The sequence below is a fragment of the Cupriavidus necator N-1 genome, from assembly GCF_000219215.1.
GTDB lineage: Bacteria > Pseudomonadota > Gammaproteobacteria > Burkholderiales > Burkholderiaceae > Cupriavidus > Cupriavidus necator.
This window is the reverse complement of sequence record NC_015726.1, coordinates 25,715-40,510: the sequence shown is the minus strand read 5'-3', so window position 1 is coordinate 40,510 and position 14,796 is coordinate 25,715. Positions and strand designations below refer to the sequence as shown.

Here is a 14,796-nt window from a genome sequence, read left to right as displayed (position 1 = left end):
CCGCCCATGCCCGTGAGCCTGATGGCTCGCTTTATATCGGCATCGATGTCAGCCCACTCATTGAATGCCGTGACCTTCTTCAAGTCTGCCGCACTGATCAGCCCTTCACCCCTGCACGCCCCGCCTTCGCGGCCCGCTTCACGGGCACCAACGTGACCGCCGCATCCTCGGTCCTGTCCGTATTGACCAGTACCCCTGCCGAGACAATATAGGCCGCCGCGCTCTCGATATCCCCGCGCAGCGCCGCGCATGCAGCCGCGCTGTCATGCCTGCGCAGGGCTTCGATCAGATTGTCGTGATGCTTGACCGCGACGCGCTCTTCCACGCGGCGCGATCCGGAGCGGAGGTCGTGGTTCAGGATCGGGCCAATGCGCAGCCACTGCGACTCGATCATCTGCAGCAGGATCGGCATGCGCGCCGCGGCATAGACAGCGAAGTGAAAGGCCTGGTTCGCGGCGATGACATCCGCGCCGTCGGGACTGCGCTTCGACATCTCGTCGGCAAACCGGCGGTGCAGTGCCTGTACCTGCTTTAGTTCCTCATCGGTGATGCGCTCTGCCGCAGTCGCGGTGGCGAGTCCCTCCAGTTGAATCCGGATCTTTGTGATCTCCTCGAACTGGCTGACGCTCATCCTCGGTACCCGCAGTGCACGGTTTGGCGTGAGCTCAAGTGCCTGCTCGGCAACCAGGCGATGCACCGCTTCCCGCACCGGCATGACGCTGACGTTCAGCGCGGCAGCAATGTTGCGCAGGGAAATCTGCTCTCCCGGCATCATCTGGCCGCTGATCAGCAGGTCTCGCAGCTGCGTGTAGACGTCGCGGCTGAGCGTCTGGCGGACAAGGGGCGTCACAAGGTCATTCAGGGTCATGCCGCGAAGCATAGCACATAGGGTTATTCTCTATATTTGATCTGTGATCACAGTTTTAATCTTCGTCCGGAAGGCAGGCATCCGCCTGTTCCCAAGAGGATTGGAATCATGTGGAAGGATGAATCGCTCGCCGGCAAACGTGTACTGGTGACCGCCGGCGCGGACGGAATTGGCCTGGAGATCACACGGGCTTTTGTGGAGGCGGGCGCCCGCGCCGCGGTTTGCGACGTGGCTGGCGACAGTCTTGAACGTGTCTGTGCCGAGTTGCCCGGCGTGGTGGCAGTCAGGGCCGACGTGTCGAAGGAAGCCGACGTCGAGGCACTGTTCCAGGCGGTGGATTGCGCCTTTGGCGGCCTGGATGTGCTCGTCAACAATGCCGGGGTTGCCGGCCCGACCGGCGGTGTCGAATCCCTGTCCCTGGCCGACTGGGAGCGCACTCTTGCCGTCAACATCACCGGCCAGTTCCTGTGCGCCCGCGCCGCGGTGCCGCGCCTGCGGCAGGGGCGCTCGCCGTCGATCGTCAACCTGTCCTCCGCTGCCGGGCATCTCGGCATGCCGGGCCGTTCCGCCTACTCCGCATCGAAATGGGCCGTGGTGGGCTTTACCAAATCGCTGGCGCTTGAACTGGGCGTGGATGGCATCCGTGTCAACACGGTGCTGCCCGGTGCGGTCGATGGCCCGCGTATTCGCGCGGTCATTGCCGCAAAGGCAGAGGCGCTCGGCAAGCCGCTTGAGGAAGTCACGCGCGACTACACGTCGCAGGCGGCACTGCACCGCATGGTGACGATGCGCGACATCGCCAACATGGTGCGCTTTCTCTGCAGCGACCAGGCGGCCAATGTGCACGGCCAGGAAATGGTCGTGGACGGCCTGACCCAGGCGCTCAGCTAGCGCGACCTGCGCATTCCGGGGGCCGCCGGATATCCGCGGCCCGCAGTCCGACAACACCCGACAAAGGAATCACCATGGCCAAGCGAGCCAAAGCCATCATCACCTGCGCCCCGACCGGCGCCATCCACACGCCCAGCATGTCGCCCCACCTGCCGGTGACTGCCGACGAGATCGCAACAGCCGCCATCGACGCGGCGCGCGCAGGGGCCGCCATCCTGCACCTGCACGCCCGCGACCCGAAGGACGGACGCCCGTCGCAGGACCCGGAGCTGTTTCGGCCGTTCCTCGCCAGGATCAGCGCCGAGACCGACGCCGTGATCAATATCACCACCGGCGGCAGCCCGCACATGACGGTGGAAGAGCGCATGTTGCCGGCCACGACCTTCAAGCCGGAGCTGGCCTCCCTGAACATGGGCTCGATGAACTTCGGCCTGTTCCCGATGCTCGACCGCTTCAAGGAATTCCAACACCACTGGGAGCGCGAACACCTGGAGAACAGCCGCAACCTGATCTTCAAGAACACCTACCAAGACATCGAGAACATCCTGCGCATCGGCAATGCCAACGGCACGCGATTCGAATTCGAGTGCTATGACATCAGCCATCTGTACAACCTGCGGCACTTCCTTGACCGCGGCCTGGTCAGTGGCCCGGTGTTCATCCAAACCGTCTTCGGCATCCTGGGCGGCATTGGCCCCGATCCCGAGGACCTGATGCACATGCACCGCACCGCCCGGCGCCTGTTCGGCGATCAGTTCCGCTGGTCGATCCTCGGCGCCGGCCGCAGCCAGATTCCGCTGGCGACTATCGGCGCGGCAATGGGCGCCAATGTGCGCGTTGGCCTGGAGGACTCACTCTGGATCGGTCCGGGCCAGCTGGCGGCATCGAGCGCCGAGCAGGTCACGCGCATCCGGACCGTGCTCGAAGCCCTGAACATCGACGTGGCCACGCCGGACGAAGCCCGCGACATCCTGGACCTCAAGGGCGCGGCAGGCACCGCGTTCTGAGCAGGCGGGGCCGCCACGGCCCGGCCCCGCCCAACCATCGACCACTGAACACATCAACCAGGCAGAACGGCTGACGCGCGGCCCCAGGGCGTGGCGCCATATCCGCCGATGGAGACTACGCACATGCAGACCGTACCCGCCTCAGGCGCGCCGCCGCTGGCCGCGCCGACAGACCGCCCGCTGACCGCACTACTGTTCCGCAAGCTCATGCCCTTGCTGGTGCTGTCCTATGTGATCAGCTTTCTCGATCGCACCAACATTGCCCTCGCAAAGACCCACATCGCTGTCGACCTGAACATCTCGGCCGCGGCCTACGGGCTGGGCGCGGGTCTGTTCTTCCTCAGCTATGCCTTGCTGGAAATCCCGAGCAACCTGATCATGCATCGGGTCGGGGCGCGCTTCTGGATCACACGCATCATGGTGACGTGGGGCCTGCTGTCCGCGGCGATGTCCTTTGTCCAGGGCGAGACCTCCTTCTACATCATGCGCGTGCTGCTCGGCGCGGCCGAGGCGGGGCTGTTTCCCGGTGTGATGCTCTATCTCACGTACTGGTTCGGCCGCGAGGATCGCGCGCGGGCGGTGGGCTACTTCCTGCTCGGCGTCTGCATCGCCAACATCGTCAGCGGCCCGTTGGGCGGTGCCCTGCTGGGCATGGATGGCCTCTGGGGCTTCAAGGGCTGGCAATGGATGTTCGTGCTAGAAGGCCTGCCCGCTGTGTTCCTTGCCGCGGTGGTCTGGAAAAAGCTGCCCGACGGTCCGGACAGCGCACCATGGCTGACGCCAGCCCAGGCGCTGGAAGTCCGCAGCCGGCTGGCCGCGGAAGCCGCCGATGCCAGCGCCGGCAAAGGTGGCCACTCGTTCCTGGGCGCCATGCGTGATCCGCAGGTCTGGCTGGCGATCTTCATCTACTTCTGCCATCAGATCTCGATCTACACGGTGATCTTCTTCCTGCCGGGCATCATCGGCACGTACGGCAAGCTCACGCCCGTGGAAATCGGGCTGCTCAATTCCCTGCCCTGGATAGCCGCCGCCATTGGCGCCGCATGGCTGCCCCGGCATGCCAACACCCCACGGCGCGGCCGCCGCCTGCTCTGCCTGGGGCTGGTCGTGATGGCAGGCGGCCTGCTGATTGCCGCCTTCGCAGGCCCGGTGATGGCACTCGTCGGCTTCTCGCTGACCGCGCTGATGTTTTTCGTGGTGCAGTCGATCGTCTTCCTGTTCCCGTCGTCTCGCCTGAAGGGCGTGGCGCTGGCGGGCGGACTGGCCCTCATCAATACCTGCGGGCTGGTGGGCGGATTCATCGGACCGTCGGTGATGGGCATTATCGAACAGGCGACCGGCAGTACGCGCAATGGGCTGGTCATCATGGCGGGCCTGTTGCTGATCGCCTGCGCCGCGGCGCCGTTTTTGCGGCAGGGGCAGGAACGCTGAAGGGTTGTAAGGCGGGAACGCCACCATGACAGGAGGTGGTGCTGGCTGTATTCCAAGTGCGGCGCTCGGCAGGCAACGGCCGGCGCCGCCGTGAACGACGGGCCTGGGACGAGGACTAACGTATTGGTGTAAGCAACGCAGGCGCTCCGAACCCAACCAGCCTCGCATTGCTGCGCTCAAAGAACCCATCCCAGAACGTTCTAAGGGCCTCGATGCTCTGTGGCGAACGATACGAGGCAGCAGCACTCCGCGCCCCCTTCGGTTCCGGAACAATCCCAGCGCCCATCACATAGACTGAAGCCCCACCAAAGTCAGCACGCACATTCGCCTTCTCGACTTTGCGCAACTCTTGCACGGCGTCGATCTGCCGCATACGTTCCTGGCTATAGAAACTCGAGATCGACGAGTTCTCCAGCATGTCCGACACGATTAGCACCGTCTTCTGCTGCGCTGCTGTATCTCGTACCGCCTGGGATACAGCAGCAATGCTTGCCAATACGTCGGAGCGGGCCAACGCTTCGCTGCTGCCCTGCAGGGCTTCCCGCACCGATTCAGCCACCAGCTTCGTGCCATACGCATATTGCGACTTCAGGCATGCATCGAAGTTCTTCAGCGTCTTGACCGCGGTGGCATCGCGCAGCGACTGGTCGACCAGCGGTGCCTCCAGCGTTCCGGCGGCCCGCTGCTGCAAGTAGCGCCCTTGTGCATAGGCCGAGAAGCTGTATACGCGGAATGTTGTGCCCGGCCGCAGCAAGCCCTGCAGATGCCGGCCCAGCTCCGAAACCAGTTTGTCGTCCAGCGCGGTGGTCTGGTCGATCATCAGAAACAGCGCGCGCTGCGCCGCTGTCGGCGAGCCGAGCTGATTGGCGACGTAGCAGCTGGGTATTTCCGGTGCGGCGAACGCGGGCCCGCAGAGCATTGTGGTGGCCACAGCCAACCACGCTGCGCAGCGCTTGCCGAAACCGGCGGCTCGCCAGTCTGACACGGGCCGGCCGGCAGGCGTACTTGCCATATCAGAGCAGGGCTTCCAGGCGCGCACGTTCAGCCTCCTTGTCCTGTTCTTCCTCGGCCTTGCGGGCTTGTTCCGCGGCAAGCCGCGCTGCTTCCTGCGCTGCCTTGCGCTCGGCAAGCTGCGCCGTGACGTCATTGCGCACACTGTCCGGCAGGCTCTGCAGCAGTGCAACGGCATCCGCCTTTCGGCCGGCAGCCGTCATCGCATCGATACGCGCAAGCACGCTCGCGGTGTCGGTCGCGGGCAGGCTCTCCACAGCGGGGGCGATGTCTGCCTGCGAAACATTGCGGGCAGCCGCTACGCGCGTGCGCGACTCCCTCGCCTCCATCAGGTAGTCGTCAAAGGCGTGTTCCAGCCGGAGCCCGTCATTGGCGCGCCGTTCGCTCATCTTTTGCTGCAGGGTCTGCAGCTTCGACTGTGCCACCTGCATCAGCGGCGTAAAGAAGGCCAGGTAGTCGTCATAGGTAGAGAACCCACGCGTACCGCGATAAGCGGCCTTGCTTTCCTTCCCGGCGAACCCCCACTTGTAGCCGCCGGCAATACCGACCAGCTGCGTGATGGCAAAGATGAACGCCAGCATCAGGAAGGCCGCGAGGCCTTCATCGGCATAGGCGGCGTGGCCGTCGGCCTTGGCCTGGTCGTCTGCCTTCTGCTGCTCCTGGGCAAGCTCTGCGGGCAGCGCTTGGCCAAGCTTGTCAAACGGATTGCCGGCACCTGGCCCTTCCGCAACCAACGCGGTTTGTGCAGTACGCTCCGTCTCCAGGTGCTTGACGCGCATCACTGTCGAAACGATCGACACAAACACGATAATGACCACCGCCACCCCCACCATGAAATAGCTGCGGCTGGTTCCGACACGATTCACGCTTTGCTTGTACTCGGGCTCAGCGTCATCCTTGTCTTGCGGGTCATTCAGCTTGATGTTGTGGCTGGCAAACTTGCCCGGCTGCCCCTCGCCGCGCCACTCCGAGTCCGCCTTGGCGATCAGGTTGCTGCGATAGAGCTGGTGGCCGGCACTGTGCATCACGAACACGAAGATGACGCACAGTACGAACACGATTGCCCACATCAGCAACTGGCGCGCGTTTTCGCTGCCGCCTTCGCCTGCCATCCACGTGCCCAGCATGTATGAGAAGCCCAGGCCTTCGGCAAGCACCAGCACGCAAAGCAGACCCATCATCCATCCTGGCGTCGGCGAGCGCCCCAGGTCGTGCGCCTTGGATAGATAGGTTAGCCGCTTGTTGAACTCGTCCTCAGTGGTGAAATGGATGAACTGCTTGTAGTCATCGCACAGCGTGCGCTCGGACAACGTCCAGGACTTGTCTTTGGCAAAGCGTGTGGTGTCGCGGGACAGCCGTGCGATCTTGCCGATCAACGGCAAGCTGTACCAAAGGTTCATCAATGCAAAGTCGATCCGAAACTTGTTGCCGAGATACACAATCAGCAACACGGCAAGCGCGAGCGCAGAATTCAGCGCCGCAAGGTTCTCGTTGATCCAGTGACTCATCGTATTATTCTTTTCTCGTTGTTGATCAGATCTTGCCGCCGCCTGCCATCCGCGGGCTGAATGCAGCAGAGTAGCTATTGCCGTCCTTGTCGTAGCGCAGCCACGACCCCCGCGCCTGGTCCGGCGTGGCGTGCGGGATCACGATATCGAGGCATTGCAGCGGCGCCTTGTTGACAAAGACGCGGTAGAGCAGGCCCTTGTCGCCACGATAGGTATTCACCTGTGCCTCGGTGCGCAAGTCGGCGACTTGCCCGGCATCGTGGTAGTCGCGATATACAAGCACTTCAGGGCTGCGCGCCGGCGCACCGCCATCGCGCAACACCGCTACACCTTTCAGTGCCACGAGATGGCCGTTGACGGTATCGGTCCAGATTGTGTTGTACAGGCCAGGCATGTAATCGGCTGTCCGATAGGCCTTGTCGTCGCTTAGCGATTTCACGGCACGCGCCTCACGCGGCCGGTCCTGGTCGCAACGGGCCAGCGGCGTGTCCGCTACAGCGGACGAGATCAAGGCAAAGCCAGTGGGCCGATCAAGCTTGCCGAGATCTGGCACCATCACGCTGCGCCCGGAAGGCGTGCCACCGAAGTCGATCGACGGGGCGCTGACGATACGTGTCTGTGTCACGGGGCCTTGCTTCTGCGCCGGGGCAGGCGAGGCAGTAGCGGAAGCGGACGTGACTGGTCGGTCGCCAGCCGGTACCTTCACTGCATCGCTGCGCGCGTCGCCTTGGCGCGGCGACGCTGCGGAAGCGGTACGCACGGGCGACTGTGTTTTAGGCCGGTCACCGGCACGGGCGGTCGTTGCCGATTTCTTCTGCGCGGCGCCATTCGCCTCACCGCTGTCCCTGCCGGATTGCGTCCTGTCAGCGGCAGACTCGCGATAGAACGCCACGTTGGGTCTGCGAGCGGCAAGATACTTTGCAAAGGCCGATTCGTCGGTCACATCCACGATCTCGACACGACGATTCTTCGCCCGCCCCGTCTCGTCGCGGTTGTCCGCCAGCGGCATCGTTTCACCCGCGCCCTGATAGTAGAGCTGCGACTCCGTCACGCCCGCATCGCGGAACAGTGCAGCGACGGCACGCGCACGCTGCTCCGACAGCTCTGCGTTCAGCCTGGAGCTGCCTGTATCGTCGGTATTCCCGATCAGCAGGATGCGCCGCGACTTCAGTGCCTCAACGGCCTGCCGTTCTTGTGTCGTGGATTTCGGGCCAAGCATCCTGGCCTGCGCCGCATAAGCGTACTGCTGGGCGATCTCCGTGAAGGCGACACGGGCGTCCGGCGCCAACACGCTGGATCCGGAAGCAAACTGAGAACTGCCGCCAGTGCCAGCGTCTCGTACCGACACAGACATGCCGAGGCCGCCCTGTTCGCGGTCGCGTGTTGCAGGCGCCAACGCACTGCCGTCCGCGGCGATGTCGACCACAGTGACATCCAACCCGTGCTTCTTTGCAATGCGCGACAACTCGCAACGGCGGCGGTCCATGTCCGCCCCGATCAGCCCGCCAAGCGCCGCACCCACACCCGCGCCGAGCAGCGTACCGACCTTCTTGTTGCTAGACACGACATTGCCCAGGACCGCGCCGGCGATGACACCCGCTGCGATCCCGATATTGCGGGCATTGTTTGAGCAAGGATCGTCACTGGCGAACGTTTCCTTCAGATACGCGCCTGGAGCGGTGGCACATCCGGTGACCATCGAACATGCAACCGCAAGGCTGGTCCATCGCCACACGCCGCTTGCAGCAGGCCTCGCTGCCTTCCCTATTGCGCGTCGTGACGCGCCGACCGTTGTCTTATTCTCGTTGTGCATCGACCTGTGTTTCCTGAAGCGCCCGGCCATGTCCAACGACAGGCGCAATGGCACGCCACACCAGTATCGGCAGCGATTGCGGAAACTTTAGGGGCGGATGCACCTGCGAACGCGACGGGTGCGTTATCCGAGAACATGGGAAGGGCGGTGACCCGGCGGCCAATGGTAGTGATCGGCCTGGCTTGTGCCAACCCTCCTCGGGCCATGCTTCGGTGGGGTTGGAATGAACTCAATGCGAAGCCTATGTGGGATCCAATTGCTGGGGCTCACTCCATGCAGGCACGGCTTCGCTCTACTTGGTGATATATGCGGTGGTCGGAGTTTTCAGTCGAACGCGATGAGCCACTCATAGACCGTAAGCATCGCCATGGCGAGAAGTGGTGCAACACATAGCCAACGAAGCCGTCTCGACGCGTAGCGCAACCAGATTCCCATTATCGCGAGGCAGCAGGCAGCTAGCGCAAGTCCTGCTGCAATCAGGTAGTGTCGCTGCGTCTGGTACGCCCAGAGATTTGCCACCGGCCCCTCTGCACCAAATGGATAGTGCTGGGGTGAATTCCATGCCTGCCAGGCGTCAATCGCGATGATTGCCGTTACCGCTAGAAGCACGCCGCACGCCACCCACTTGATGCGTGAACGCGAGGTCAGAGTCCTTTGCATAGCCTTAGCTCTCACAGCAGACGTGCGGGCAACGGGGGTTGATTGAGATGCCTGCTTCATTGAAGAACCTTCCCTCCACTTCAGAAGCGACATGCCCACTCGCGGTGGAACGTACCTCTGGCCTCTCGATGTCCTTCTTGTTGATTCCGAGGTGTTCAAGTAAGCCTGTCATTGAACGCGCCGCGCTTCGGCAAGCTGGCGTGGAATACCGAGGATTTCGTTCTGACGCAGGTACATGTAGACGGTGTACCCGGCCGGAAAGGCCCGACGGGAATTGATGCGCCAGTCGGCAAGGCGCTTCACCTCCGCACCGGATAGCGTGGCTGAGCCGGGCTCGAATACAGCGCTGAACTCCAGGTAGGGCGGTCGGCATGCATTGGCCGACGTAGCTGTGAAAAACAGTACTCCGATCGCGATGAAATGCCTCATCATGGTCTCCAGTCCGACGCCACGCACAGCTCTGGCAAGTACCAAGATGTATCGAACTCTTGTGCGCGCGTCCCTAAGGCAATCCTTAAAGTTGCCCTTCTTCCGCACACGGACGCCGGTACAATTTGCGCCGCATGTTGCTGGTCGCCGCGCGAGGTCAGCACATGCATCGCTTCGCGTCACGGCGCTCTCCCAACGACTCAATGACTGCAATGCAGGAAATGAACACAAGCGCGCGCTGGCGCCGCATCGCCCTGGCGCTATTCGGTGCCGTCCTTCTCGCCGACGCCATCGCCTTAATGACCATAGGCCTGTTCAACTTCGGCATCGTCCTGCCAGGTTGCATCGGCGCGTCATTCCTGCTCCTTGCATGGCAGTGGCCCCTCGTAGCCCACTGGCGAGCAGCCAGCCACAGGCGCCAGCAACTATGGCAAGCAGCATGGATCGCGTTCGCCCTATGGCTGGCGACAGTGGCCGTCTTCTTCTACAACATCCACCACAACACCGAAGTCGCCATCCCAGGAAACTCCCCCGTAAAAGCCATCATCATCCTCGGCTCCGGCACACCAAACTGCGTCGCCTCGCCAACGCTGGTTGCGCGGCTGGATCAGGGCTTGAAGCACGCTCAGCAGTGGCCGCAGGCGAAGGTCGCGGTCAGTGGCGGGCAGGATTTCGGGCTGCGGTGCCGGGAAGCGGACATCATGGCTGAGTATCTGATCGCCCGCGGTGTCGCAGCAGACAGGGTCATCCGGGAAGGGCGCAGTACCAGCACGGAGGAGAACCTGATGTTCAGCCGGCACTTGCTTGAAGAGCAGGGCGTCGCCGCCACCGATCCCATTGTGGTGGTGACCAGCGATTTCCATGTACAGCGGGCGGTGCGGATTGCCCGGAAGGCAGGATTCGTGGAGGTCGCCGGAGCCGGGGCTGGAACACCACTCTACCTTCGGTATAACGCCTGGCTCCGTGAGTACTTCGCGGCTATTAGTGGATGGGTGTTGAGGGAGTATTGACTCCTGCGCAGCCCGGCCCTCAAGACAATGTGGCGAGCAACTTGTTGAAGTTGCGTTTTGCGCGATAGGTCTCGCGAATCTCCTCCAGCTCGCGGCTGAATTCCGCTCGCTCCCTCAGCTTTATCCGCAGACTGCCGATAGCGCGTACGATTTCAAGTGCTTCGTCATAGCGCGCGTTGCGTGCACCGCTATCTACAGCGACGGGCAGTAGCTGCTGATAGCCAGTTGACGATAGCGACGCAACCCGCTCTCGCCCAGAGGTTCTGCATACGCTGGCAGGACATCCTAGAAGGTGTCCCATCCTCCCTCTGCCTGCAGCCGGAAGAGTTGCTCCGCGAGCTTCATCGGATCGGGGCCGGTCTGTTTGCATGCGTCGAGATGGACAGACGCCAGCGCGAGGATGGCAGGCATCACCCCGCCGCCGGAATCGTCAATCTGCTCGAGACTTTTTTCCGCGCCGGCAATCGCCAGTTCCGACAGTTCGACCACTTGCGCCGCGTGCGGTCCAGCGAGCCTCTGGCGCAACACGTCTGCCAGCGACATCAGGCTATCGCCGTATGCGCCCTGGCTCCGACAGCGGCGCCGAAATGTCTGTGGCGAAAATGCCTTAGCCCCCTTTTGGGGGGCGTCAATCAGGCCAGAATGGCACATAGTCGCCCACGTGCCCACGAGTCGAGCGGGGCATGATCACGACGTGCCGCTTTCGGCACACGCCGGCCCGGCTCCGCGCGGTGAGCACGGGACTGGAGTGCTGCTGCTTGTCGGGTTCGCTGACCTCGACTAGCCTGCTATCGATGTCGATTCTTCGCTGCGCTGCGATACCCATTTGATGCCAGAACGCTCGACCACCCGATATGGCAAGGCGCTGCAGCGCCTGCACCAGGTCTTTTCCCCGTTGAACCTGGCGGCGGCGGCGTGGCTGATTGCAACATGGGCGTTCGCGGCGTTTCAGCTCGTGAGCGAGCGGGACCGCTTGCTGCACGACGCCGCGGAGCGTACCCAGGCGCAGGCCCAGGCGTTCGGCGCGTACTCGAGATCCAGCATCCTGCGGCTGTCCGAGTTCCTCCTCGACCTGCGGGCCAGTTGGCTGGTCGGCCAGCCGGGATTCATCGACATGGTGCGTGAGCGGGAGAACTTGGTGGTGGACCTGTCGTTCCAGGTGTCGGTGATCGACAAGCATGGCCTGCTCATCTACTCGTCCATCGCCCCGCCCGCGCCCGGCCAGAAGGTCGACCTGAGCGGGCGCGAGCATTTCCGGGTCCATCAGAACGCGGGCGGGCGCGACATGCTGTTCATCAGCGACCCGGTGAAGGGCAAGGTCTCGCGCAAATGGTCGATCCAGTTCACGCGCCCCATCCTGCGCGCGGGCAGCTTCGACGGGGTCATCGTGGTCTCGGTCAGTCCGGAGCAGTTCGCCAGCTTTGCGCAGTCGTTCACAAACCGCGATGGCGAAGTGGCGTCGGTCATCAAGACTTCCGGCCAGGTCCTTGCGCGCGTGCCGGCCATGGAGGGCACGCTGGCCAGGGCGGTCAGCAACAGGCCGTACCTCGCCAGCGGGTCGCCCCAGTCTGGTAGTTATCGGGCGGTGTCGGGCTCCGAAGGCGTGGAGCGGGTCTTCGGCTATTACCGTTTGCCGGAGTTCGGGCTCAATTTCGTGGTGGGCGAGTCGGTCGGCCTGGTGCTGGCGCCCTACGAGGTCTATCGCCGCGTTGCCCTGGCCGGTGCCATTGCTTCCACGCTGCTGCTTGGCCTGTTGTACTACAGCCTGCGCCGCTCCATGGGGGAGCGACAGCGCCATATGGAGGAGATGCGGCTGGCTTCGCTGGTCTATTCGTCCAGCAGCGAGGCCATGGTGGTGACGTCGCTCGATGGCACCATCATCGACGTGAATCCGGCCTTTGCCGCCGCCACCGGCTATACAGCCAAGGAGGTCAAGGGCCGCCCGGGCTATATCGTCAGCGGGGCAGGCAATGTGGCAGGGCTGGTCGAGCGCCTGCGGGCCACCGTGGCAGCCAAGGGCAGATGGAGCGGCGAATTCTCGATCCGCCGCAAGGACGGCAGCGAGTTTCCCGCCTACCTGACCGTGGATACCTACCTGGCCCACGCGTATGGCGAGCGCCGCCGCGTTGCGCTGATCCATGACATGACCGAGAAACGCCAGGCGGAGGAAGTCATCCGGCACCAGGCGAATTTCGATGCGCTCACGGATCTGCCCAACCGCCGCCTGTTCTTCGACCGGCTGAGGCAGGAGATCGAGCGTTCGCGCGGCACGCAGGATGTGCTGGCGCTGCTGTTCATCGACCTGGATCGCTTCAAGGAGGTGAACGATACCCTCGGCCACGACCAGGGCGACCTGTTGCTGCTGGAGGCGGCGCGGCGTATTGCGGCATCGGTGCGCGCGTCGGATACCGTGGCGCGGCTGGCCGGCGACGAGTTCACCGTGATCCTGTCCGCTGTGGGCGATGCCGGCGTTGCCGGGGGCATTGCCGAGGCCATCCTGGAGCGGATTGCCGCGCCTTACCACCTGGCCGGCGAGCTGGTGGTGGTGTCGGCCAGCATCGGCGTGGCGACCTACCCCAAGGACGCCGACAACGCCGAGGACCTGCTGGTGTGCGCCGACCAGGCGATGTTTGCCGCCAAGGAGGAGGGCCGCAATCGCTGGAAGGTCTTCACCCAGGCGCTGCTGCATGCGGAGAGGGAGCGCCTGCGCATCACGCAGGACCTGCGCACGGCGCTGGCGTCCGGCCAGTTCGCGCTGCACTACCAGCCCATTGTCAATCTGCGCACGGGCAAGGTCTGCAAGGCCGAGGCCCTGATCCGCTGGGACCATCCGGCGCGCGGGCCGATCCACCCGGCCGATTTCATTGCCGTTGCGGAGGAATCCGGCCTCATCATCGACATCGGCCGCTGGGTGCTGACGGAAGCGCTGGACCAGCTTGCGCGCTGGCAGGTGCTGCTGGGCAATGGCTTCCAGATCTCGGTCAACAAATCACCAGTGGAGTTCAGCGCGCCTGCGAGCGGGCCCGAGTCCTGGTCCAGCATGATCGAGCGCAGGAACGTGCCGGTGGGCAGCCTCGTCATCGAGATCACCGAAGGCTCGCTGATGGAGCAGAACGCCGATGTCATGGACCAGCTCTCCCGCTTCCAGGCGGCCGGCATCGAGATCGCGCTCGACGACTTCGGCACTGGCTACTCGTCCTTGTCGTACCTGCGGCGCCTGGACATTGACTACATCAAGATCGACCAGTCCTTCGTCCGCTCGCTGACGCGGGGCCCGGACGACGTGGCCTTGTGCCGCGCCATCATCAGCATGGCGCATGCGCTGCGCATCCGCGTGATTGCCGAGGGCGTCGAGACCGAGTCGCAGCGCGACATCCTGGTGGCTGCCGGCTGCGACTACGGGCAAGGCCACTACTTCTGTCCGCCGGTGGAGGCCAGCGCGTTCGAGGCCTACGTGAGCGCCGTGACTTGAATGCCACCGCACCAGAATGCGAGCGGCGCGAGACCAGTTGGCTCGCGCCGTTTGCTTTTCAGCGCTGCTCATCCGTTGGGCGGGTAAGCAGGCTCTCCCTCGTCAGACCAATGCCTGCAGGCGGTCAGCGGTGTCGACCAGCTGTTGCTTGAGCGGCAAAAGCAGGGCGTGGAGGCCGATGCCTTGGGGGATGGTGTCGCTCTGCAGCTCCAACAAAGTCAGGAAGGACTGAAGGCCGGCGCTGACGCGCAGGATGTCGTCAGTGGCTTCGAGGATGTGGTCCTCGAGGGTGACGGCTTTGCTGGGCGGGGGTGGGGCGGCTTTGGCGTGGCGGCGGGCCTGGGCGCGGTCGATTTTGGCCAGGTTCTCGGCTAGTTGGGCTTGCTTTTGGGCGAGGGTGGGCTCTTGGGGAGCTGGGGTAGTGCTAGTCATTGCGACCTCCGTACATGAGTTATGGAGGCTCACCATCCGCTGTCAACCGGGTGGGCGAGCACAAGGCAGGGTTGACAGACCGGCATGTACGAACCGGCGAGCGCGAAGGCTCCCCCGCCACGGCCCGCCCATAGGGGCGTACATAGGCGAAAGACGAGAGGATACCGCTTCGCTCCTCGTCCGGTGTACAAGGGTCAGGCTGTCAAACCTGGTCGACCATCGTGTTGGTGACGCGACCAGTCTCCGCCGACAGAGCTTCCGGAC

General features: G+C 63.7%; 12 protein-coding genes. 5 read left to right on the top strand and 7 right to left on the bottom strand.

Annotated elements, in window-relative coordinates; all coding sequences use genetic code 11:
• Positions 1 to 97: 97 nt before the first annotated feature.
• Positions 98 to 880 (bottom strand): GntR family transcriptional regulator, encoded by a 783-nt coding sequence (locus CNE_RS00170; RefSeq protein ID WP_013955132.1) that lies wholly within the window; start codon positions 878 to 880, stop codon positions 98 to 100.
• A gap of 96 nt (positions 881 to 976) precedes the next feature.
• On the opposite strand from CNE_RS00170, the gene CNE_RS00165 reads away from it, so the two are divergent.
• The 3 genes from CNE_RS00165 (at position 977) to CNE_RS00155 (ending at position 4,197) form a co-directional block, all read left to right on the top strand.
• Positions 977 to 1,759 (top strand): SDR family oxidoreductase, encoded by a 783-nt coding sequence (locus tag CNE_RS00165; RefSeq protein WP_013955131.1) that lies wholly within the window; start codon positions 977 to 979, stop codon positions 1,757 to 1,759.
• A gap of 74 nt (positions 1,760 to 1,833) precedes the next feature.
• Positions 1,834 to 2,766, top strand: a complete 933-nt coding sequence (locus CNE_RS00160; RefSeq protein WP_013955130.1) for a BKACE family enzyme — start codon at positions 1,834 to 1,836, stop codon at positions 2,764 to 2,766.
• 123 nt (positions 2,767 to 2,889) lie between these two features.
• Complete coding sequence (locus CNE_RS00155; protein ID WP_013955129.1) at positions 2,890 to 4,197, top strand: MFS transporter; 1,308 nt, start codon at positions 2,890 to 2,892, stop codon at positions 4,195 to 4,197.
• A gap of 115 nt (positions 4,198 to 4,312) precedes the next feature.
• Here CNE_RS00155 and CNE_RS00150 read toward each other — a convergent pair whose 3' ends face one another.
• The 4 genes from CNE_RS00150 to CNE_RS00135 all read right to left on the bottom strand — a co-directional run bounded on the left by CNE_RS00150 (position 4,313) and on the right by CNE_RS00135 (position 9,621).
• Positions 4,313 to 5,236 carry a hypothetical protein gene (locus CNE_RS00150; RefSeq protein WP_238553025.1) on the bottom strand — a complete coding sequence of 308 codons (924 nt, stop codon included), beginning with the start codon at positions 5,234 to 5,236 and terminating at the stop codon, positions 4,313 to 4,315.
• Positions 5,211 to 6,716, bottom strand: a complete 1,506-nt coding sequence (locus CNE_RS00145; protein ID WP_013955127.1) for a hypothetical protein — start codon at positions 6,714 to 6,716, stop codon at positions 5,211 to 5,213. The genes CNE_RS00150 and CNE_RS00145 overlap by 26 nt, the downstream gene beginning before the upstream one ends.
• Before the next feature lie 25 nt (positions 6,717 to 6,741).
• Entirely contained in the window at positions 6,742 to 8,529 is a 1,788-nt protein-coding gene (locus tag CNE_RS00140) for an OmpA family protein (protein ID WP_013955126.1), read from the bottom strand.
• An 828-nt stretch (positions 8,530 to 9,357) separates the two neighbouring features.
• On the bottom strand, positions 9,358 to 9,621 hold the full coding sequence (locus tag CNE_RS00135) for a hypothetical protein (RefSeq protein WP_148271554.1): 264 nt from the start codon (positions 9,619 to 9,621) through the stop codon (positions 9,358 to 9,360).
• Between the two features lie 218 nt (positions 9,622 to 9,839).
• Between CNE_RS00135 and CNE_RS00130 the strand changes: the two genes are divergently transcribed.
• The gene (locus CNE_RS00130) at positions 9,840 to 10,628 is read left to right on the top strand and encodes a YdcF family protein (protein ID WP_041228260.1); all 789 of its coding nucleotides are present in this window, start codon (positions 9,840 to 9,842) and stop codon (positions 10,626 to 10,628) included.
• 285 nt (positions 10,629 to 10,913) lie between these two features.
• On the opposite strand, the gene CNE_RS41955 is transcribed toward CNE_RS00130, so the two are convergent.
• Positions 10,914 to 11,171 carry a hypothetical protein gene (locus tag CNE_RS41955; RefSeq protein ID WP_041227662.1) on the bottom strand — a complete coding sequence of 86 codons (258 nt, stop codon included), beginning with the start codon at positions 11,169 to 11,171 and terminating at the stop codon, positions 10,914 to 10,916.
• A gap of 286 nt (positions 11,172 to 11,457) precedes the next feature.
• On the opposite strand from CNE_RS41955, the gene CNE_RS00115 reads away from it, so the two are divergent.
• The gene (locus CNE_RS00115) at positions 11,458 to 14,100 is read left to right on the top strand and encodes a bifunctional diguanylate cyclase/phosphodiesterase (RefSeq protein WP_013955122.1); all 2,643 of its coding nucleotides are present in this window, start codon (positions 11,458 to 11,460) and stop codon (positions 14,098 to 14,100) included.
• Between the two features lie 102 nt (positions 14,101 to 14,202).
• Here CNE_RS00115 and CNE_RS00110 read toward each other — a convergent pair whose 3' ends face one another.
• A complete protein-coding gene (locus CNE_RS00110) occupies positions 14,203 to 14,532 on the bottom strand; it encodes a DUF1484 domain-containing protein (protein ID WP_013955121.1) in 330 nt (109 codons plus the stop codon).
• Between the last annotated feature and the right edge of the window lie 264 nt (positions 14,533 to 14,796).

Coding starts and splice junctions, on each gene's coding strand:
- CNE_RS00170 (WP_013955132.1), bottom strand. CDS start 880: ATGCTTCGCGGCATGACCCTGAATGACCTTGTGACGCCCCTTGTCCGC.
- CNE_RS00165 (WP_013955131.1), top strand. CDS start 977: ATGTGGAAGGATGAATCGCTCGCCGGCAAACGTGTACTGGTGACCGCC.
- CNE_RS00160 (WP_013955130.1), top strand. CDS start 1,834: ATGGCCAAGCGAGCCAAAGCCATCATCACCTGCGCCCCGACCGGCGCC.
- CNE_RS00155 (WP_013955129.1), top strand. CDS start 2,890: ATGCAGACCGTACCCGCCTCAGGCGCGCCGCCGCTGGCCGCGCCGACA.
- CNE_RS00145 (WP_013955127.1), bottom strand. CDS start 6,716: ATGAGTCACTGGATCAACGAGAACCTTGCGGCGCTGAATTCTGCGCTC.
- CNE_RS00140 (WP_013955126.1), bottom strand. CDS start 8,529: ATGCACAACGAGAATAAGACAACGGTCGGCGCGTCACGACGCGCAATA.
- CNE_RS00135 (WP_148271554.1), bottom strand. CDS start 9,621: ATGATGAGGCATTTCATCGCGATCGGAGTACTGTTTTTCACAGCTACG.
- CNE_RS00130 (WP_041228260.1), top strand. CDS start 9,840: ATGAACACAAGCGCGCGCTGGCGCCGCATCGCCCTGGCGCTATTCGGT.
- CNE_RS41955 (WP_041227662.1), bottom strand. CDS start 11,171: ATGTCGCTGGCAGACGTGTTGCGCCAGAGGCTCGCTGGACCGCACGCG.
- CNE_RS00115 (WP_013955122.1), top strand. CDS start 11,458: ATGCCAGAACGCTCGACCACCCGATATGGCAAGGCGCTGCAGCGCCTG.
- CNE_RS00110 (WP_013955121.1), bottom strand. CDS start 14,532: ATGACTAGCACTACCCCAGCTCCCCAAGAGCCCACCCTCGCCCAAAAG.